Annotated in this window: 21 protein-coding genes and 1 pseudogene; 5 read left to right on the forward strand and 17 right to left on the reverse strand. The window is 51.4% G+C overall.

Annotated elements, in window-relative coordinates; translation table 11 throughout:
* Positions 1 to 15 precede the first annotated feature (15 nt).
* Both A9587_RS13300 and A9587_RS13305 read right to left on the reverse strand, forming a co-directional pair.
* Positions 16 to 774, reverse strand: coding sequence for a hypothetical protein (locus A9587_RS13300; RefSeq protein WP_000339328.1), 759 nt, complete (start codon positions 772 to 774; stop codon positions 16 to 18).
* A 31-nt stretch (positions 775 to 805) separates the two neighbouring features.
* Positions 806 to 1,519 carry a dTMP kinase gene (locus A9587_RS13305; RefSeq protein ID WP_105263501.1) on the reverse strand — a complete coding sequence of 238 codons (714 nt, stop codon included), beginning with the start codon at positions 1,517 to 1,519 and terminating at the stop codon, positions 806 to 808.
* Between the two features lie 173 nt (positions 1,520 to 1,692).
* On the opposite strand from A9587_RS13305, the gene A9587_RS13310 reads away from it, so the two are divergent.
* The gene (locus A9587_RS13310) at positions 1,693 to 2,385 is read left to right on the forward strand and encodes a dTMP kinase (protein WP_001517097.1); all 693 of its coding nucleotides are present in this window, start codon (positions 1,693 to 1,695) and stop codon (positions 2,383 to 2,385) included.
* 48 nt (positions 2,386 to 2,433) lie between these two features.
* On the opposite strand, the gene pitB is transcribed toward A9587_RS13310, so the two are convergent.
* Both pitB and gss read right to left on the reverse strand, forming a co-directional pair.
* The gene (pitB, locus tag A9587_RS13315) at positions 2,434 to 3,933 is read right to left on the reverse strand and encodes an inorganic phosphate transporter PitB (RefSeq protein WP_000933317.1); all 1,500 of its coding nucleotides are present in this window, start codon (positions 3,931 to 3,933) and stop codon (positions 2,434 to 2,436) included.
* A gap of 301 nt (positions 3,934 to 4,234) precedes the next feature.
* On the reverse strand, positions 4,235 to 6,094 hold the full coding sequence (gss, locus tag A9587_RS13325; RefSeq protein WP_001517098.1) for a bifunctional glutathionylspermidine amidase/synthase: 1,860 nt from the start codon (positions 6,092 to 6,094) through the stop codon (positions 4,235 to 4,237).
* A gap of 204 nt (positions 6,095 to 6,298) precedes the next feature.
* Here gss and yghU point away from each other — a divergent pair, with 204 nt between their 5' ends.
* Positions 6,299 to 7,165 (forward strand): glutathione-dependent disulfide-bond oxidoreductase, encoded by an 867-nt coding sequence (yghU, locus tag A9587_RS13330; RefSeq protein WP_000131798.1) that lies wholly within the window; start codon positions 6,299 to 6,301, stop codon positions 7,163 to 7,165.
* Between the two features lie 141 nt (positions 7,166 to 7,306).
* On the opposite strand, the gene hybG is transcribed toward yghU, so the two are convergent.
* The 10 genes from hybG to yghX all read right to left on the reverse strand — a co-directional run bounded on the left by hybG (position 7,307) and on the right by yghX (position 15,336).
* Positions 7,307 to 7,555, reverse strand: a complete 249-nt coding sequence (gene hybG, locus A9587_RS13335; RefSeq protein WP_000334894.1) for a hydrogenase maturation factor HybG — start codon at positions 7,553 to 7,555, stop codon at positions 7,307 to 7,309.
* Positions 7,556 to 7,567: 12 nt separating this feature from the next.
* A complete protein-coding gene (gene hypA, locus A9587_RS13340; protein WP_000544957.1) occupies positions 7,568 to 7,909 on the reverse strand; it encodes a hydrogenase maturation nickel metallochaperone HypA in 342 nt (113 codons plus the stop codon).
* Positions 7,902 to 8,390, reverse strand: coding sequence for a hydrogenase-2 assembly chaperone (gene hybE, locus A9587_RS13345; protein WP_000134011.1), 489 nt, complete (start codon positions 8,388 to 8,390; stop codon positions 7,902 to 7,904). Before hybE ends, hypA begins: the two co-directional genes overlap by 8 nt.
* Positions 8,383 to 8,877, reverse strand: a complete 495-nt coding sequence (locus A9587_RS13350) for a HyaD/HybD family hydrogenase maturation endopeptidase (protein ID WP_001221938.1) — start codon at positions 8,875 to 8,877, stop codon at positions 8,383 to 8,385. The genes hybE and A9587_RS13350 overlap by 8 nt, the downstream gene beginning before the upstream one ends.
* Positions 8,877 to 10,580: a hydrogenase 2 large subunit gene (gene hybC / locus A9587_RS13355; RefSeq protein WP_000083056.1), complete on the reverse strand. Its 1,704-nt coding sequence runs from the start codon at positions 10,578 to 10,580 to the stop codon at positions 8,877 to 8,879. Before hybC ends, A9587_RS13350 begins: the two co-directional genes overlap by 1 nt.
* Positions 10,577 to 11,755, reverse strand: a complete 1,179-nt coding sequence (gene hybB, locus A9587_RS13360; protein ID WP_000017694.1) for a Ni/Fe-hydrogenase cytochrome b subunit — start codon at positions 11,753 to 11,755, stop codon at positions 10,577 to 10,579. The genes hybC and hybB overlap by 4 nt, the downstream gene beginning before the upstream one ends.
* Positions 11,745 to 12,731 carry a hydrogenase 2 operon protein HybA gene (hybA, locus tag A9587_RS13365; RefSeq protein ID WP_001081870.1) on the reverse strand — a complete coding sequence of 329 codons (987 nt, stop codon included), beginning with the start codon at positions 12,729 to 12,731 and terminating at the stop codon, positions 11,745 to 11,747. The genes hybB and hybA overlap by 11 nt, the downstream gene beginning before the upstream one ends.
* 2 nt (positions 12,732 to 12,733) lie before the next feature.
* Entirely contained in the window at positions 12,734 to 13,852 is a 1,119-nt protein-coding gene (gene hybO / locus A9587_RS13370; protein WP_000145417.1) for a hydrogenase 2 small subunit, read from the reverse strand.
* Between the two features lie 189 nt (positions 13,853 to 14,041).
* Entirely contained in the window at positions 14,042 to 14,329 is a 288-nt protein-coding gene (gene yghW / locus A9587_RS13380) for a DUF2623 family protein YghW (protein WP_001059136.1), read from the reverse strand.
* 119 nt (positions 14,330 to 14,448) lie between these two features.
* Complete coding sequence (yghX, locus tag A9587_RS13385) at positions 14,449 to 15,336, reverse strand: YghX family hydrolase (protein WP_123057483.1); 888 nt, start codon at positions 15,334 to 15,336, stop codon at positions 14,449 to 14,451.
* Between the two features lie 156 nt (positions 15,337 to 15,492).
* On the opposite strand from yghX, the gene gpr reads away from it, so the two are divergent.
* Entirely contained in the window at positions 15,493 to 16,533 is a 1,041-nt protein-coding gene (gene gpr / locus A9587_RS13390) for an L-glyceraldehyde 3-phosphate reductase (protein ID WP_000262134.1), read from the forward strand.
* A 39-nt stretch (positions 16,534 to 16,572) separates the two neighbouring features.
* Here gpr and A9587_RS13395 read toward each other — a convergent pair whose 3' ends face one another.
* The gene (locus A9587_RS13395) at positions 16,573 to 17,067 is read right to left on the reverse strand and encodes a TIGR00645 family protein (protein ID WP_001517102.1); all 495 of its coding nucleotides are present in this window, start codon (positions 17,065 to 17,067) and stop codon (positions 16,573 to 16,575) included.
* Between the two features lie 126 nt (positions 17,068 to 17,193).
* Here A9587_RS13395 and A9587_RS13400 point away from each other — a divergent pair.
* A pseudogene (locus A9587_RS13400) lies at positions 17,194 to 17,586 on the forward strand (SDR family oxidoreductase); the annotation flags it as partial.
* 280 nt (positions 17,587 to 17,866) lie between these two features.
* Here A9587_RS13400 and exbD read toward each other — a convergent pair.
* Complete coding sequence (gene exbD / locus A9587_RS13405) at positions 17,867 to 18,292, reverse strand: TonB system transport protein ExbD (RefSeq protein WP_001240714.1); 426 nt, start codon at positions 18,290 to 18,292, stop codon at positions 17,867 to 17,869.
* A 6-nt stretch (positions 18,293 to 18,298) separates the two neighbouring features.
* Complete coding sequence (gene exbB, locus A9587_RS13410; RefSeq protein WP_000527841.1) at positions 18,299 to 19,033, reverse strand: tol-pal system-associated acyl-CoA thioesterase; 735 nt, start codon at positions 19,031 to 19,033, stop codon at positions 18,299 to 18,301.
* A 251-nt stretch (positions 19,034 to 19,284) separates the two neighbouring features.
* On the opposite strand from exbB, the gene metC reads away from it, so the two are divergent.
* Complete coding sequence (gene metC / locus A9587_RS13420; protein WP_016262554.1) at positions 19,285 to 20,472, forward strand: cystathionine beta-lyase; 1,188 nt, start codon at positions 19,285 to 19,287, stop codon at positions 20,470 to 20,472.
* Positions 20,473 to 20,503: the final 31 nt, after the last annotated feature.

Genomic DNA, 20,503 nt, shown 5'->3' on the forward strand with positions numbered 1-20,503 from the left:
AACAGCCCGCCAGCCTTAAGTTAAACGTCGGCGGTCAGAAACGATGGCAACCAGAGAAACCGCTTTCTGTGCCTGTTCCAGCACTTCGCTGTAGGGCGCTCTGGAATCAATCTCAAGAATTTTTGTGCCGTTATAGCCAATCTTCGACATGACACCGATTTTGTCCTGCAACTCGGCATAGTCATGGTCAGGCTTGCGGGAGATAGCAGTATCAATATCAATACCCAGACGAATGATTAATTCCGGGCGGTATTGCGCCATTTGTTGGTATAACTGCCGCTCACGCTGCGCCAGGAACATGTTGATTTTCCCGGCCGCACGTTCGACGCCAATCCCAGGACCGTCATAATAGAAACCGGAAATTTCAGCCTGCGGAAAGCGATCGCTGACCACCAGAACACCACTTTGCGCCAGTCGCTGAACTTTGCGCAGATTTGCCATTCTTCGCAGCGAAAAGCCATACATAATCGCCGCCGCCCAAAGCGCCGGAGATTGGGTTTTCATACTTTGGGTTTTGGAGGATTTTGCCGCCAGTCTCCGCTCCAGCCAGACACCAACAAACGGTAAGCGTTTAATTTTGTCGCCGTCTTCGCCCGAGAGCAGCCCCAGATAGCGGCGCTCGGTTTGCCAGTGCTGTTGCAGTGATTTCACCAGATCGGTGGTCAGCGTGGATTTCCCCGTGCCATCACACCCGACCACCGCAATCAGCCCTGGAATGTAGTTGGGCTGCGGCGCAGTTGTGCTATTAGCAGTTTGCGTGTGTAGTGCATCCATTCGTTAAATTATCCCTTATCCATTTTGGTGATCAGGAAAGCGCGGCGTGAATTGAGCGTAGTGACACTTGCAGGACTTCATCGGCGGGTTGCCGCCCATCCAGTTCAAGGATCTTTGCGCCATTGAACGTCAGTTGTGGCGTGACGGCGATTTTTTCCTGTAACGCCGTCAGTTGATGGTCGGGCTTACGCGAAAACGCCGTCTGTTCATCAATAGCAAGACGAATCAATAACACAGGTAAATAAGACGCCATCCACTGGTATAGTTTCAGTTCGCGCTGCCTTAACATTTTTATCCAGCCGTTACCGCCAGTAGTTTTTGCCAGTTGCGGGCCATCAAAGCGAAAACCCGGCACTTCAACCTGCGGGTAGCGATCTGTAATGAGCAGATAGCCTTGCTGGCTTTTGCGCAACATTTTGCGAAACTTGTACGCCCGCCAGCAAGAAAGCAAATAAATAACCAGCGCGGTAATATTACCGGGCGGCGTTGAAGGCTTTTCATGCACATGTGCCGCTTTGCCTCGCAAATAACGGCCAAAAGGTGCACCAATAATGGGGAGCTGTGAAATCCACTCACCAATTCGCCCGGACGATTGCCCGAGATAAATGTGTTCTGTTGGCATTTTTGCTGCCAGTTCATTCACCAGGCTTGCCGTGAGGGTCGATTTACCCGAACCATCACATCCCACAATGGCAATAACGCGCACTGGCGTGGAATTAATTATTGACATATTACGTTGATTCACGAAAAACCCGGCAGCAAATAATGTATTGAATATTACGTGGTCCGTGCTCAGAATATCCGTTCAACCTTATTGTGACAATGGTTAATTGTGGTATTACCCTGAATTACGCTTTCATAAAAACATATTAACCAAATAAATATTTTGGGTGGATATTTAAATTTAAGGATATATTCATGCAATCAATAACCTCTCCGTTAATTGCCGTTATCGGCAGTGATGGTTCAGGCAAGTCAACGGTGTGTGAACATCTCATTACCGTTGTCGAAAAATATGGTGCCGCAGAAAGAGTTCATCTCGGGAAACAAGCAGGGAATGTGGGGCGAGCAGTAGTCAAATTGCCCTTAATGGGGAAATCACTTAATAAATCTATTGAACGCAATAAAGTGAAAACGGCGAAAAAATTACCGGGTCCCGTTCCGGCGCTGGTAATTACAGCATTTGTCGCCCGTCGCTTACTACGCTTTCGCCATATGCTTGCCTGTCGTCGTCGCGGGTTAATTGTTTTAACCGACCGTTATCCGCAAGACCAAATTCCTGGCGCTTACGATGGTACGGTGTTCCCGCCTAACGTTGAAGGCGGTCGTTTTGTCTCATGGCTGGCAAGTCAGGAACGTAAGGCGTTTCACTGGATGGCGAGCCATAAGCCTGATCTGGTCATCAAACTCAATGTCGATCTGGACGTTGCCTGCGCGCGTAAACCCGACCACAAAAGGGAATCGCTGGAAAGGAAGATAGCCATAACGCCGCAGTTAACCTTTGGCGGTGCACAACTGGTTGATATCGATGCCAATCAGCCGCTGGAGCAGGTGCTGATTGATGCGGAAAAAGCGATTAGGGATTTTATGACGGCACGAGGTTATCACTAGTCAGAAGTGATAATGCCCGATCGCAGGGAGCGGGCATTATCAGGAAGGTTAAATAAGCTGCAATGCTATCCAGTACAGACTACCAGACAGAAAAATTGCCGCCGGTAAGGTAAACACCCAGGCCATCAGGATACTGGTTACCGTTTTACGCTGTAACCCACCGCCATCCACTACCATCGTCCCCGCCACCGCAGAAGAGAGTACGTGCGTTGTGGAAACAGGCATACCGATGTAACTGGCAAGACCGATAGACACTGCCGCCGTCATTTGCGCCGCCATGCCTTGCGCATACGTCATGCCACGCTTACCAATTTTCTCACCGATGGTCATCGCCACACGACGCCAGCCAATCATGGTGCCGATACCGAGCGCCAGTGCTACCGCCATGATAATCCACACCGGAGCGTACTCAATGGTGCTTAACATATCGCTGCGCAGTTTTTTCAGCAGGTTCTGGTCTTCTTTGCTAACGCCTGGCAGTTTCGCCAGTTTCGCGGAAGTATCAGAGATGCAAAGCATAATGCGCCGCAACTGACTGCGTTGACTTACGTTTAACGGCTCGTAGCTTTCCATATTGCCCGGCAGCATCGTTTTGACACGAGCAATCGCATCAAAAGTATTTGCTGGATGACAGTGGAACTCCGTCGCTTGCGTGCCTTCAGTTGATGCCGCAGGCAACGGGGGTTCCATCGCAATCAATTTCTGCGGCAGTTCCGGATGCTGTTGCAGATAGTGTTCGAAGTTGGTCACTGCATCGCGAGTACGGGTAATTTCATAGCCGGAAGCATTCATATTGACGACAAACCCGGCGGGCGCAATCCCCACCAGAACCAGCATCACCAGGCCGATCCCTTTCTGTCCGTCGTTCGCGCCGTGCGAAAACGCTACGCCCGCAGCGGAAACAATCAGTGCAATGCGCGTCCAGAATGGCGGCTTACGTTTACCTTTTTTCTTTTTGCGATCTTCAGGAATGCGGTGAATACGGTCACGCTTTTTCGTTCCGCTCCAGAAACGGCGCAGCAGGAAAATCAACCCTCCCGCAATGACAAGACCGACGATAGGGGAGACAATCAGCGAGGAGAAAATCTTGGTCACTTCACGCAGGTTTAACGCATCCATCACCGATGAGCCGGTTAACAGCGCGTTGGTTAAACCAATGCCGATAATAGCGCCAATCAAGGTGTGCGAACTGGAGGCCGGTAAACCAAAGAACCATGTTCCCAGATTCCAGATAATCGCCGCCAGCAGCATGGAAAAGACCATCGCCAGACCATGAGTTGACCCCATATTCAGCAACAAATCGGTTGGCAACATATGGACGATGGCATAGGCGACGCTAAGTCCGCCAAGCAATACACCAAAAAAGTTAAAAAATGCTGCCATCACCACAGCAAGTTGTGGCTGCATGGCACGGGTATAAATAACGGTTGCGACCGCATTCGCTGTGTCATGAAAACCATTAATTGCTTCATAGAACAACACAAACGCCAGAGCAAGTAATAACAAAAGCCCCGTATATACATCAAGGCCAACAAATAAATTTAGCATATATTAGATTACGCCATTTTGAATTTACGAACGAACGCATTATCAGTGACTTTAATGGCATGGGCAAAGTGAAATATCGCTTTTTAGTGATAAAAACAATGTTATTTCTTTAGGATCAGGGAATAAGTCACCATTCAGAAATCACGGAAAGAATTCATGACAAAGAATTTCAACCCCTAATATATTTATATTATGAATTTATTAATCTAAATAAATCCACCCGATAAATGTTTTGATTATTACACAAACAATTTTCCGCACTGGTTATTTCCATAATCAGTGCGGTTTATGGCAAAGTTTATTACTCTTTCACCACAATTAACGGTTCAATATCACTCTCTTTCTTGATGACCAGTGATTCATCTCCGCGCAAGCAAGTCCCACCGTAGTTACCGCCAACAGTAAAGGTACATACCTGAATGTATTTACCGTCCACTTTTGGCAGACACCACAACTGCTGGTAAATGTTTTTCTGCTCGGCAAATTTACCGCTGGTTTTGTCCAACACCTCTTCATGATGGCTGACGAGGTCGATATTGCTGCCACAGCGACCGGCAATCGGCTTCACGGCGTAACCGGTTTTCACCAGCTCATCATTAACGGTGAAATCGGTATCCAGCAGGTAGCGATGGTGCGGGAACAACGACCAGAGGATCGGCAGAATCGCTTTGTTGCCAGGGATCACCGTCCACAGCGGCTCAAAGACCAGTACTTCCGGACGCAGCAGAACGTCTATCAGGCGCACTTCATTTTGCGGATGGCCGGTACGGATCGGCACCGCAGCAAACTCACGGTCGCTGACTTCGCGAATCTGATCAAACGCGGTTTCCCATGCCCAGGTTTTCCACACGCAGTTAACCAGTCGCCCTTCCCCATCAATCAGTTGCCCGGCAGCATCCCAGCGCAGCTCGTCTAACCCGCGCAAGATACGCGTTTCAAAGCCCGCCTGTTGCAGCGCCTGCTCCATAAACTGCGCGTGATAGTTCTCCTCGATATCTTTGTCCTGCATGATATGGACAAACGGACGTGCACGACTGTGTTTCCAGGCTCCAGCCAGTTCGTTAATCAGCCCTTCAGCCGGATTGAAGCCGTTGCCTTTATAGCCTTGCTCCGCCCAACGTTCGAGGATCAAGCCCGCTTCAGTATGACAGGAGGCAGAATCGGCGTTGTATTCATAGACTTTCAGGCCGCGCTCATCCATGCAGAAATCCATACGACCGGTGATCATATGGTGACGGCGACGCTGCCAGGAGAGACGCAAACGCGGCCAGAGGATTTTCGGAATGTCGAACAGCGCCAGCAGATTGTCATCTTTCAGCACCTTGTCGGTGGCGTGGAGATACATCAGGTGCAGCTCGTTGGTGGCTTTAATCAGCTCCTGCTCGGCACTCTCGGTAATGGTGTAATAATGATACGGATCCTGATTGATCACTTGACCGTTCGCCTGCACGTAGGCGTTTTGTAGCGGATCTTTTTCATCCAGCCATTTGCCGTCAAACTGGCCTTTGTTTTCCAGCCGCGCCCCGCTGATTTTCAACAAATCACCTGCAATTTCCGGCTGCGGTAAACTGTGTTCGGTATCTTCTGTCTGGATCATCCAGCCCAGGATGGTGGTGTCATCGAAGGTGTCTTTCAGGGTATAGCAGCCGTTTTCGACCACCATTTCCAGCTCACGCGTCCACTGTTGCCCTTGCGGCAATGGAGAATGAATCACGTTCTGTTCCGCAATACGGACTTTATTGCCGCGTAATTGGGTAATGATGGCGACATGGCCGGTGTCTTTAAATTCACCGCCCTTATCCCAAATAAGAAGCGCTCCTGCGACCGGCGCACGCGGCGAGCCGTTAGGAAATGCCTGCAATGGCAGGATGTTGTCGTTAACCACTTCACGCAGGAAGCGCAATGAGAAAATCTCCCACGCCATGCCCACATCGGTGAAGACCACACCGTAATTCAAAAAGAGAAAACGGCGAGCAAATTCAACACATTGCCATTTGTGGCCCATATATTCATCGTCGATATAGCTACGGAATACGGCGTCATCTTCGTATTCCTGCGGATCGAGAGAACTGTAATCTGAAGAGTAGATTGCTACACCACCGGGGGCGTAGCCCAATAATGTCCCGAACGGGGCATCCTGGCTGGTCGTTCCTTTGCTCATCACTTTACCTTTAACAATACAACCTAAGCAGTTGGCGTAATTGTTGTGCTCTGATTACCTGCTCAGCGACATTAACCGGACAGAGGTCTGACTTATCATACACCTCAACGCAGCGGCTGGTGCAAAGGGTTAAAAAATTCACAATCTGTACAGCAAGCGAGCTGCTACACTGCTTCAACACTACCACTCAGAAGGCAATTCAGTATGACAGACAATACTTATCAGCCCGCGAAAGTCTGGACGTGGGATAAATCTGCTGGCGGCGCGTTCGCCAATATCAATCGCCCGGTTTCTGGTCCGACGCATGAAAAAACGCTGCCTGTTGGCAAGCACCCGTTGCAACTTTATTCGCTGGGTACGCCAAACGGTCAGAAAGTAACGATTATGCTCGAAGAGCTGCTGGCGCTGGGCGTCACCGGCGCAGAGTACGATGCCTGGCTGATTCGCATTGGCGATGGCGATCAATTCTCCAGCGGTTTTGTCGAAGTGAACCCGAACTCAAAAATCCCGGCACTGCGCGATCATACGCATAATCCGCCGATCCGCGTGTTTGAGTCAGGTTCGATTCTGCTTTATCTGGCGGAGAAATTTGGCTACTTCCTGCCGCAGGATCTGGCGAAGCGCACTGAAACGTTGAACTGGCTGTTCTGGTTACAGGGTGCTGCGCCGTTCCTCGGTGGTGGTTTTGGTCACTTTTACCATTACGCGCCGGTGAAAATTGAGTACGCCATTAACCGCTTTACTATGGAAGCCAAGCGTCTGCTCGACGTGCTGGATAAGCAACTGGCGCAGCATAAGTTTGTGGCGGGCGATGAGTACACCATTGCTGATATGGCAATCTGGCCGTGGTTTGGCAACGTGGTGTTAGGCGGCGTGTATGATGCCGCAGAGTTTCTTGATGCGGGTAGTTATAAACACGTGCAACGCTGGGCGAAAGAAGTGGGTGAACGTCCGGCGGTGAAGCGTGGGCGTATTGTTAACCGCACCAACGGACCGCTGAATGAGCAGTTGCATGAGCGCCATGACGCCAGTGATTTCGAGACAAATACAGAAGATAAACGTCAGGGGTAATGGTTAGCGTTCGTCGCAGCAAGCCCTCCAGACCGATGTAGGCCGGATAAGGCGTTCACGCCGCATCCGGCAATCAGGCACAATGCCTGATGCGACGCTCGCGCGTCTTATCAGGCCTACGAAAGCATCCGACTTTAATTATCACGCGCTGGTAATGTCGTAATCCATATTGCGCAGCGCGTCTAATGTGGCTTTGGCTTCATCTTCATCGATGATGCTCATGGCAAACCCGACGTGCACCAGCACCCACTGGCCCAGCAAATCAGCCGGATTGCCTTCGCAAATCAGGGCGATATTCACGTCGCGCTTGATACCACAAACTTCAACCTGCGCAAGTTGGTGAATATCTTCACCGACGGCCAGCACCTGGCCAGGAACGCCAATACACATTGTTAACTCCGGTTATTCAACTTCAATACTTTTGACGATCAGCGAATCGCCGGTATCGACACGCAACCGCTCGCCATGACAGAGCGGACACTGCGCATCGTGCTGATGAATTTCCACTACCTGGCTGCAATCCCAGCACCAGGCCTGGGCGGGTTTATAGACGATATGTAAATCGCACCCTTGCGCCACCGTTCCCTGGCAGACAATTTCAAAACTAAAACGAACCGCGCTCTCCTCAACGCAGGAGAGCGCGCCAATTTCCAGCCACACGGCGGTGACGCGCTTAACATCGTGCTGCTCCGCCTGCCGTTGGATAATTTCAACGGCGCTCTGGCAAAGCGACAACTCATGCATTTTCATCACTCCTGCGGCCAAACAGCAGGGCGCGACGCCCTGCGTGTGGCACATCCGGATTCGTGACTGGCAGCGAAAGGATCATTCGCGCGCAGTCATCCGTCAGGCGTTTGCCCTCTTCAATCGACATGCTGTGCGAAAGCGGCGACATCAGCGAGCAAGAGAGGTATTGCGAAACACCGTCCAGTTCGCCAACGGTAAAGGTCATAGTGCCATAAGGCAGTTGCAGACCGATCTTCTCACTCACTTTGCGCAGCGGCCAGAGTTGATCCGGGCCGGGGAAGATCACTGCACTCAGCATCCACGGGGTGATCACACACCCCGTCCACTGACCTTCGAACAGCGTAAAATCGGAAACATACACCGGCATGGAAGGATGCAGAAACGAGAGGTCGTGCATCGAACGCCGGGCAATTTCTTCAAACGCTGCCTGTACTTGCGCCTTTGGGGAGGTCTGGAAACCAGCAATCTCCTCAGTCATGTGCTGCCTCCCGCGGGATGGCTTCCACGCCTGATTCGCGCAGCGCAGCCAGAACCTGCTCAAGCGCAGGTTCAATCATTGCTTCGACCGTCGGCGTTAAACCGATGTGCGGCTCCAGCGATTCCGGGATCACGCCGACCAGAGTCAGCTTTTTCGGAAACTCGCCGGTGAAGCGCAGGGCCGACAATACGTCGGCCAGGCCAAGCTGATGCGGAGAGATTTTGTTGGTAAACAACGCCGGAACTTCTTCGTCCCGCAGGATCATCATCGTTCCCGGCGCGTTCTTTTTCGACACAATGGCATCGGCAATGATCAGATGATCGCGATTTGCCATGTCGCCAAGCAGTTCCATTCCCGCCGTGCCGCCATCGAGGATCTCAACATAATCCGGCAGAATGTATCGTTGCTCTAACGCTTCAACAATCCGCACGCCGATGGCTTCATCGGTCAGCAAAATATTGCCGACCCCTAAGACTAAAATACGCATTACAGAACCTTCACTGAAACCACTTCGTTGCCGTCGGCATCCACTACGTGAACCGCACAGGCCATGCACGGGTCGAAGGAGTGAATGGTACGCACCACTTCCAGCGGTTTATTCGGATCGGCAATCGGTGTACCCACCAGCGACTGTTCATACGGACCGACGTCATCATTGAAGTTACGCGGGCCAGAGTTCCAGGTGGATGGAACGACCGCCTGGTAGTTGCTGATGATACCGTCTTTAATCACCATCCAATGGGAGAGCATACCGCGCGGCGCTTCGAGGAAGCCAACGCCTTTGAACTCGCCCGTTGCTGGAATGTTCGGCTTCACGAACGTGGTGTGGTCGCCTTTGCCGATATTAGTGATCAGTGCACTGTATTGATTTTGCAGGATATCCTGCAATTCGCAGCAGTGAACGGTACGACCTATAATACGCCCCAGCGTGGAGTGCAGTTGCGCCACTTCCAGCGTGTTGCCCGTCAGTTTCTGATAAATCGCAACGATTTCATTCAGTTTGTTCTGGGTAGACTCGCGTCCTGCCGCCAGTTTCACCAGCATGTTTGCCAGCGGCCCCACTTCTACCGTTTTGCCGTAGAAAGTCGGTGATTTCACCCAGGAGTATTTACCGTCGTCAGACCAACCGTCGTAAGCCGGAATGGTTGTGCCTTCCCACGGTGCCTGCGGTGCTTCGTCTTTATACCAGGAGTGTTTCGCGCTTTCCTGAATCCCTTTGATCAGGTATTCATCGGAATGGGAAGTAATCGGACGATACGAGGACAAATCCGCGTTTTCGATATATCCGCCAGGGAACAGGAAGCTACCGTTTTTGCTGTCGGTCGGGAATTCCGGCACACTCAGGTAGTTCACCGCACCTTTACCGCGCTCCAGCCATTCCGGATAAAACGCCGCGATAACGGCAGTATCAACCTTATAAACCTGCTCAACAAAGTCGCTCAGCTTGTCGATGAAGGACTTGATGTACATCAGGCGCTCAAGGTTCAGTACGCCCAGACCGTCGAGGTTGATCGGGTTAGCGACCCCACCTACCGCCAGGTTCTGAATGTGCGGCGTTTTACCGCCCAGCAGCGCCACCACTCGGTTTGCGTCACGCTGGCACTCCAGCGCCTGTAAGTAGTGCGCTACCGCAATCAGGTTCACTTCCGGCGGCAGTTTCATCGCCGGGTGCCCCCAGTAGCCATTGGCGAAAATACCCAACTGACCGCTGGCAACCAGATCTTTGATCTTGTTCTGAACTTTGGTGAACTCTTCCGGGCTGTTCAGGTGCCAGGTCGAAACACCTTTCAACATTTCAGAAGCTTTAGTCGGATCAGCTTGCAGTGCAGAAGTGATGTCCACCCAGTCCAGCGCAGAGAGCTGATAGAAATGGACGATATGGTCATGCGTGGTATGCGCAGCCAGAATAATGTTACGGATGTATTGCGCGTTAACCGGAACGTCAATGTTCAGCGCACTCTCTGCCGCACGAACAGAAGAGAGCGCGTGAGTGGTGGTACATACGCCACAGATACGTTGCACAATCATCCAGGCATCGCGCGGATCGCGGTTTTTCACGATCTCTTCCATGCCGCGCCACATGGTTCCGGAAGCCCATGCTTTCGAAACGACGCCATTTTCGATTTCGCAATCGATGCGTAAATGCCCTTCAATACGGGTTACCGGATCAATAGTAATTCTCTGGCTCATGCTTTGCTCGCCTCATGACGATTATGATCGTTTTGTTTTAAAGGAGGAAGTATCGGCAGTAGACGAATGAGTACGATGTAAGCGCAAATCTCAATAGCCACAAAACCAATAGAAATCAACAGTTCTTCCCACGTCGGGAAGTAGGCGTAACCGCCGCCCGGGTTGAATGCCACCAGCGAATAGGTCAGACGCCAGGTTGCACAACCTAACAGTGCGCTCAGTGCCGACAGGAACAGCATACGTGAATCATTACGCAGCTTCGCCACACGCAGAACGACCAGCGGGAAGAGCATCAGCAGGACTTCAATCCAGAACATGACGGAGTAGAAGTCACCGGCAAACGCTAACGACAGCTTGTCGCGATAGATTAACTCGCCAAAGCGCAGCACGATGAAAATCGCCAGCAGCACGCTGATGGTGTTGGTCAACTTGACGAACAGGCTCTTCTCATCCGGCCCGTTGCCACGCAGACCCGCCTGCACCAACGAACCTTCAAAGATGACTATCGAGAAGCCCATGATGAACGCCGTCAGCAGCGAGAACAGCGGCAACATTTCATAGCTCTGCCACAGCGGATGCACTTTGTAGCCCGCCGAGATCATCAGTGATCCCATGGAAGACTGGTGCATAGTCGGCAGCAGCGCGCCAAGCGCGATGATAAAGAACATCACCTTGTTCAAACGCTTGAGCGATACCTTCCAGCCCAGACGTTCAAACAATGCAGGAGCAAACTCCAGAGCCATCACACCGATGTAGATGGTCATACAAACCGCCGTCTCGAACAGTACCGAGTTCACGTTGAAGTGACCCGGAATGTAGAAGTACGGCAGGTTCCAGTAACGACCGACGTCGATGGTAATCGACAAGCCACCCAGTGAGTAACCGAACAAACTTGCCAACAGCGCCGGACGCACCAGCGGATGGTATTGTCCACGGTTAAAGACGTATACCGCCCACGCCAGCGCCCAGCCGCCACAGGCGAAACCGGTGCCGATCAGCAGGTCAAACGCAATCCACACGCCCCACGGGAAGCCGCCATTCAGGTCGGAGACAGAACCCAGACCGAACACCAGACGCTTCACAATCAGGAGCATACAAATGACGATTAACGGTCCAAAAATCATGACCGGTTTACTGATGATTTTGCCGCCCAGCGGTTGTGGATCATGACTCATGATCGTCTCCTCCGTCGTGATGGTCGTTTTTGGTGTTGCGACGAACCAGCACGGTTAAGCCCGCCAGCACAGCCAGTGGTAGCATCATGCCTTTATACAGGGTGTGTTGAATATTTTCGGAACGCGCGCCGGTAGAAAGATCGTCCAGCTTCGGCAAGTCGAGATTTTCATAAGGAACCCCCGTCAGTACCAGAACCTGAGTACCGCCGCCCTCTTTCTCGCCGTACAGATGCGGATAATATTTCGGCACTGTGTGCAGGTAAGTGTCGCCAGATTTCAACGTCTGACGCGGATAGTGGTATTCGCTGCCAGGCTTCAGCGCCAGGCGTTTTTTCGCCTCAGCCATCAGCTCTTCACGCGTACCAAAAATCACCGCGCCCGCCGGACACACTTCTACGCAGCCAGGTAGACCGCCTTTATCGAGACGCTCCACACCTTTCTGGTTACACAGCTCACACTTATGCAGCGCACCAAACGGGTTGTTGTAGTCGTACTTCGGCACATTGTACGGGCAGGCGACCATGCAGTAACGGCAGCCGGTGCACACGTCTTTGTCGTAATGGACAATGCCGGTTTTCGGATCTTTTTTCAGCGCAGAAACCGGGCACACGGAGACACAGTTCGGATCGACGCAGTGCATACACTGTTTCTTAATGTACGCATAGCCATTCTCTTCCTGGTCTTTGTTGACGCCAGTGCCGCTGGTCCACACCTGGATGATGTTATTGGTATACGGCGACAGTTTGTCGTTGTTCGACCACGTCTGTTCCCCTTGCGGGTTACGTTCCGGGAAGTTGATATCCTGACACTTAGTCACACAAGCCTGGCAGCCTACGCACAAGGTCGAGTCATACAACATTCCCAGCGATCCCGGAATTGGCGGGCGGTTTTCAGCAGCCGCATGGCTGACAGACGGCAATGCGCCCGTCAGCAATGCCCCGCAGGAGGCTGCTTTAATAAAATTACGTCTGTTCACGGTTATTCTCCCCGTGAGTCAGCGTTATCTTTCTTTTGCTGACGACCCAGTTCACGCACCGCCATCACGCTGACACCGGCAACCAGCCCAACCACACCGCCAAGCAAACCGATAGCGCCCGCAGAAACGTTGCCGCCCTCTTTAGCGTTAACGTCCGGTTTCTGTGAACGCGGCGTCTGGTTTTCGACGTTGGCAAGCTGATGGATGCCTTTATGGAAGCCGATACCTTCTTCGTTACAGCCGTAGCACGGGTGACCAATCGCCACCGGCCATACACCGCCAACGTCGCAGAATTGCAGTGTGGAGCAGTTACCGTAAGTTTCCGGTCCTTTACAGCCGAGGTGGTACAGGCACCAGCCTTCGCGATGGCCATCATCACCAAACTCTTTGGCGAAACGACCAGCATCGAAGTGCGGGCGACGTTCGCAATGTTCGTGAATCAGACGCCCATAGGCGAAGGTCGGACGGTTTTTGTTATCCAGCTTCGGCGGTTTACCGTAAGTGATGATGTGCGCAACGGTCGCAAGGAAGTTGTGCGGGTTCGGCGGGCAGCCTGGAATGTTGATAACGGTTTTGCCCGGCAGAACTTCTTGCAGGCTGACCGCACCGGTTGGGTTAACCCCAGCAGCGGCGACACCGCCCCACGCGGAGCAGGAACCGATAGCGATAATTGCGGCAGCACCTTCTGCCGCTTTGCGGATGTGATCCACAATCGGCTCACCGGCGACCATGCAGTAAATACCGTTATCTTTTAATGGGATGGAACCATCCACAACCAACACATACTGCCCTTTGTATTTCTCGAGCGCGTTATGTTTGTTCTCTTCAACCTGATGGCCGAAAGCGGCGGAGAGCACTTCGTGATATTCCAGAGAGATAGTCTCCAGCACGAGGTTTTCTACCGTTGGATGCGTTGCACGAAGCAGAGATTCCGTACAACCAGTACATTCCTGCGCGCCAATCCAGATAACCGGCGGGCGCTGCGGGTTAGTGACCGATTCGGCCATCTCTGCGGCGGCTTTGCTACTCAACCCCATGGTGGCGGCTAATGCTGCACAAAGCTTCATGAAATCACGGCGATTAATGCCGTGAGAATGGATGAGGGTGTTATCTCCAGTCATTTATAGTTATTCCGTTGCGAAGACCTGGCATATATTTTGCCTCAACCGCAAAATCGATAATGCGATCGATGCGCCATTTACCACACATTTATTATGGTTATCATTGTCATGATACTGCGGCGGGGCGCTAAAACGAAGGGGAAGGAGCATTAGTGTAATTAATTAAAGCAAGATAATACGTATGTTTGATCAATTTTCGAGGCGATAACCAGCCATAAAAAAGCGCAAAGTAGAACAGGAATTATTCTCACGAAAGAAATCCATTACCATCTCTTTATCCAGCCCATAACGCCGCGTCAGAATGCCTGCTTCCCAGGCGCTAAGCTGACGATCGCCGGTCTTTTCATACATCCGGTGCGAGTAGCCTAATACAAAACCGCGTTTATAATCGGCGCAGAATTTCGTCACATTAACCGCACTGTCGGCATGTGTTGCTTTTAATCCCGCCATTAAGCCTTTACCAAAATGGTTATTCATAATTTATCTCCAATCGCTATATACGAATCTATATAGCGATATTTTAGGCAAAGTACGACTTTTACGCACGCTATTTTTTCCTGTATGTGAAAGACGTTATCCAGTAAGAGATAAACGCATCAAGAGAGATATTTGTCGAACCATTTCAGCGTTCTTTGCCAGGCAAGATCGGCGGCAGATTTGTCATAACGGGGAGTGGAATCATTATGGAATCCGTGATTAACCCCCGGATAAATATACGCCTCATAGACCTTATTATTCGCTTTCAACGCTGCCTCATAAGCGGGCCAGCCTTCGTTAATTCGCGTGTCCAGTTCGGCGTAGTGGAGCAGTAAAGGCGCTTCAATTTTCGCCACATCGGCGGCCAGAGCCTGGCGACCATAAAACGGCACCGCGCAGGCCAGTTCCGGATATGCCACCGCTGCCGCGTTCGATACCCCACCGCCATAGCAAAATCCGGTTATACCTACCTTGCCAGTGGCTTGCGGATAGCGTTGCATAAACTCAATCGCGGCAAAGAAGTCATTCATCAGTTTGGTTGGATCGACCTGCTGTTGCAGCTCGCGGCCTTTGTCATCGTTCCCGGGATAGCCGCCAACGGAACTTAAACCGTCAGGAGCGAGGGCAATATATCCTGCCTTCGCCACTCGCCGCACCACATCTTCGATATACGGATTCAGCCCGCGATTCTCATGCACCACCACTACGGCTGGCGTTTTGCTGTTCATCTTCGCAGGTTTCACCAGATAGCCGCGCACCTCACCATGACCATTTGGCGAAGGATACGTGATGTACTCCGCAACAATATCCGGATCGGTAAACTCCACCTGGGTCGCCCATGCATAATTTGGCCTGAGCAAATCAAACAATGCTAATGCCGTCATCCCGCCCACTGCATACTTCGCCGCAATATTGAGGAACTCACGTTTCGATATTTTCCCGTGAGCGTAATAGTCGTAGTAGTCCAGCAACTCTTGTGGGAAATCTTTAGCGGTCAGACGCGGCATCGTTTCACTCCTCAACTGGTGTTTTTTTAAGCAAAGCATAAGCACGTGTTTTTGCCCAGTTTTTCGTCACACTGTGAGCGATGCTACGGGATCTCCCCTGGCAAATCGCTAGACTAGAAACATCGTTTCGAAATTGAACAGTGGAAAGGAGATGTCATGGTCTGGTTAGCGAATCCCGAGCGTTACGAGCAGATGCAGTACCGCTATTGCGGAAAAAGCGGTTTACGCCTGCCCGCGTTATCGCTCGGTTTGTGGCACAATTTTGGTCACGTCAACGCGCTGGAGTCACAGCGTGCGATCCTGCGTAAAGCCTTTGATTTGGGCATTACGCACTTTGATTTAGCCAACAACTACGGCCCGCCTCCTGGCAGTGCGGAAGAGAACTTTGGCCGTCTGCTGCGGGAAGATTTTGCCGCTTATCGTGACGAGTTAATCATCTCCACCAAAGCTGGCTACGATATGTGGCCCGGCCCGTATGGCTCTGGCGGGTCGCGTAAATACCTGCTCGCTAGCCTCGACCAAAGCCTGAAACGTATGGGGCTGGAGTATGTCGATATCTTTTACTCTCATCGCGTCGATGAAAATACGCCGATGGAAGAAACCGCGTCGGCGCTGGCCCATGCGGTGCAAAGTGGTAAGGCTCTGTATGTAGGGATATCGTCTTACTCGCCAGAGCGAACGCAAAAAATGGTCGAGTTGCTACACGAGTGGAAAATTCCGCTGCTAATTCACCAACCTTCGTACAATTTACTGAACCGCTGGGTGGATAAAAGCGGTCTGCTGGATACCCTGGAAAATAACGGTGTGGGCTGCATTGCCTTCACTCCGCTCGCCCAGGGATTGTTAACCGGAAAATATCTCAACGGTATTCCTGAAGATTCTCGGATGCATCGTGAAGGGCACAAAGTTCGCGGCCTGACGCCGAAAATGCTTACCAACGCCAACCTCAACAGTCTGCGTTTATTAAATGAAATGGCACAGCAGCGTGGTCAATCTATGGCTCAAATGGCATTAAGCTGGTTGCTGAAAGATGATCGAGTGACGTCGGTATTGATTGGTGCCAGCCGTCCGGAGCAACTGGAGGAGAACGTACAGGCGCTAAATAATCTGCTGTTTAGTGCCGAAGAACTGGCGCAGATTGACCAACATATCGCTGATGGCGAGCTAAATCTGTGGCAGGCGTCTTCCGATAAATAACGTGTTAATACCGGGCGCGAGAACCGCGCCCGAATAAGATCAGTGATTATGACGGGTGAGTCGGTCAAGATAGCCCATCACAAATGCAGAGAGCACAAACGTCAGATGGATAATGACGTACCACATCAGTTTGTTATCCGGGACATTTTTCGCATCCATAAAGACGCGCAGTAAGTGAATGGAAGAGATTGCCACAATCGACGCCGCCACTTTATTTTTCAGCGACGTAGCATCCATTTTCCCCAGCCAGTTCAGCTTCTCTTTGTTCTCGGAGATATCTAACTGCGAGACAAAATTCTCATAACCGGAAAACATTACCATCACCAGCAAACCGCCAACCAGCGTCATATCTACCAGCGACAGTAACACGAGGATCAAATCAGATTCCGCTATCGAGAAGATATTCGGCAATACGTGAATAATCTCCTGAAAGAACTTCAGCGCCAGAGCAACCAGCGCCAGCGAAAGGCCAAAGTACACGGGGGCAAGCAGCCAGCGAGAAGCATACATTGCATTTTCAAGAAAACGTTCCATACATTCCTGTCGTGTAGTTAAAACGGGCAACAGTATATCGTAATTGAGTAAACAGCACGCAACAGCCAATCAACATATACGTTAATCCTTTGTCGCATAAATCCGACGTTTAGGGATCTTCCTGGTTACCTTATTAACCAGGAAGCGATTCCATTGTTGCCGAAAGGCTCCGGTATCATAACCACTTCGTCAATCCAGGCGTATCAGCCAAGCCCACACTTGCTGGATTATGCTGCAACGAAAACGGCGATTCTTAACTACAGCCGTGGTCTGGCGAAACAGGTCGCGGAGAAAGGTATTCGGGTGAACATTGTCGCGCCTGGCCCTGTCTGGACGGCACTGCAAATTTCCGGCGGACAGACGCAGGATAAGATCCCGCAGTTTGGCCAGAAAACACCAATGAAACGTGCCGGACAACCGGCGGAACTGGCCCCTGTGTATGTTTATCTGGCAAGCCAGGAATCGAGCTACGTCACTGCGGAAGTGCACGGCGTGTGCGGCGGTGAGCATTTAGGCTGAAAAAATGCCCGGTTGTGAGAAGCGACCGGGCATCATTGTGCTTTTAACTCTTGCCTGATGCGGCGAAAACACCTCATCAGGCCTGCAAACTCATGAAAATTCAAAACGTTGCAATAGATTTTGTAGGCCGGATAAGACGCGCCAGCGTCGCATCAGGCATTGAGCACCGAATGTCGGATGCGGCATGAACGCCTTATCCGGCCTACAAATTCATGCAAATTCAATATATTGCGATAGAGTCTGTAGGCCTGATAAGCGCAGCGCATCAGGCAATTCTGCGTTACTTCGCTTTGGCAGTTTCTTCGCCAACCAGACCTATCTTCAGGTAACCCGCCTGATGCAGCGTATCCATTACCTTCATCAACGTCTCGTAATCGACGGTTTTGTCCGCGCGGAAGAAGATGGTGGTATCTTTCTTACCTTCGGTTAACGCATTCAGTGCCGTAACCATCGTTTCATCGGTGACAGGATCGTTACCGATGAACATCGAGTTATCCGCCTTCACCGACAGATAAACCGGTTTTTCCGGGCGCGGCTGCGGCGTGCTGGTAGAAGCAGGCAAGTTCACCTTCACATCTACCGTCGCTAACGGTGCCGCCACCATAAAGATAATCAGCAGAACCAACATCACGTCGATAAACGGCGTCACGTTGATGTCGTGCATTTCGCCGTTATCGTCGAGGTTTTCGTTAAGATGCATTGCCATCGGACATTATCCTGCGCGTAATTTTTGTGCGACACGAACCGGATGCGCAGCGGCGCTGGCTTCCAGATCCAGATCACGGCTTTGCAGCAACAGCACCTGCGCTGCGACATCACCCAGCATCGCTTTAAAGCCGCCAATCTGACGTGCGAATACGTTATAGATAACAACCGCCGGAATTGCTGCCACCAGACCGATTGCCGTTGCCAGCAGCGCTTCTGCGATGCCCGGTGCAACAACTGCCAGGTTGGTAGTCTGCGTTTGCGCAATACCGATAAAGCTGTTCATGATGCCCCAGACTGTACCAAACAGCCCCACAAACGGCGAAATCGCGCCGATGGTTGCAAGGTAGCCGTTACCGCGCCCCATTTGACGCCCCACTGCGGCGACCCGACGTTCAAGACGGAAACTGGTGCGCTCTTTAATACCGTCGTTATCGTCGCTGCCTTCTGACAGTTCCAGCTCGTTCTGCGCTTCATTGAGCAAATGCAGACTTAAGCTTTTGCTACCAAAATCAGCGGCGATATCGTTGGCCTGGTTTAAGGAGCGAGCTTCAGCCAGCAGTTGCTGTTCACGCTTCAGGCGACGCTTCTGGTTGAAGAACTCAACGCTCTTGCTGAAGAAGATTGCCCAGGTGACTACGGAGGCCAGAATCAGCCCAATCATCACGCACTTAACGACAATATCGGCGTGCTGATACATACCCCAGACGGAAAGATCCGTCTGCATTAAATTATTACCCACTGTGTATCTCCAGGACGCAAGTCACAAAATCTGCGCACAATAATATCAAAACGACGTCGAATTGATAGTCGTTCTCATTACTATTTGCATACTGCCGTACCTTTGCTTTCTTTTCTTTGCGTTTACGCAGTAAAAAAGTCACCAGCACGCCATTTGCGAAAATTTTCTGCTTTATGCCAATTCTTCAGGATGCGCCCACTATTATTCATGCTAGTTTAGACATCCAGACGTATAAAAACAGGAATCCCGACATGGCAAACAAACAACTTGATACTCAACTGGTCAATGCAGGACGCAGCAAAAAATATACCCTTGGCGCGGTAAATAGCGTGATTCAGCGCGCCTCTTCGCTGGTCTTTGATAGTGTGGAAGCAAAAAAACACGCGACGCGTAATCGTGCCAATGGTGAATTATTCTATGGCCGCCGCGGAACGTTAACGCACTTCTCATTGCAAGAAGCGATGTGTGAACTGGAAGGTGGCGCAGGCTGCGTGCTGTTTCCTTGCGGGGCGGCAGCCGTTGCCAATTCCATTCTCGCGTTTGTCGAACAAGGCGATCATGTGTTGATGACCAACACAGCCTACGAACCGAGTCAGGATTTTTGTAGCAAAATCCTCAGCAAATTGGGCGTAACGACATCGTGGTTTGATCCGCTGATTGGCGCGAATATCGTTAAACATCTGCGGCCAAATACCAAAGTGGTATTTCTGGAATCGCCAGGTTCCATCACTATGGAAGTGCATGATGTTCCGGCGATTGTCGCCGCCGTGCGCAGCGTGGTGCCGGACGCCATCATTATGATTGATAACACCTGGGCTGCCGGAGTGCTGTTCAAAGCCCTCGATTTTGGTATCGATATTTCCATTCAGGCCGCCACCAAATATCTTGTGGGTCACTCAGATGCGATGATCGGCACCGCGGTGTGCAATGCCCGTTGTTGGGAGCAACTGCGGGAGAACTCTTATCTGATGGGGCAGATGGTCGATGCCGATACCGCCTATATGACCAGCCGTGGCTTGCGCACTTTAGGCGTGCGTCTGCGTCAGCATCATGAAAGCAGTCTGAAAGTTGCGGAATGGCTGGCAGCGCATCCGCTGGTTGAGCGGGTTAACCACCCTGCTCTGCCGGAAAGTAAAGGCCATGAGTTCTGGAAACGAGACTTTACAGGTAGCAGCGGACTATTTTCCTTTGTGCTGAAGAAAAAACTCAACGACGAAGAACTGGCGAACTATCTGGATAACTTCAGTTTATTTAGCATGGCCTACTCGTGGGGCGGCTATGAATCGTTGATCCTTGCGAATCAGCCGGAACATATCGCAGCCATCCGCCCACAAGGAAAGATTGATTTCAGCGGCACGTTGATTCGCCTGCATATTGGTCTGGAAAACGTCGACGATCTGATTGCCGATCTGGACGCGGGCTTTGCACGAATTGTGTAACATTGCCAAATTTGGACAATTTTGCAGACAT

Source organism: Escherichia sp. MOD1-EC6162 (assembly GCF_002965125.1).
Lineage (GTDB): Bacteria > Pseudomonadota > Gammaproteobacteria > Enterobacterales > Enterobacteriaceae > Escherichia > Escherichia marmotae.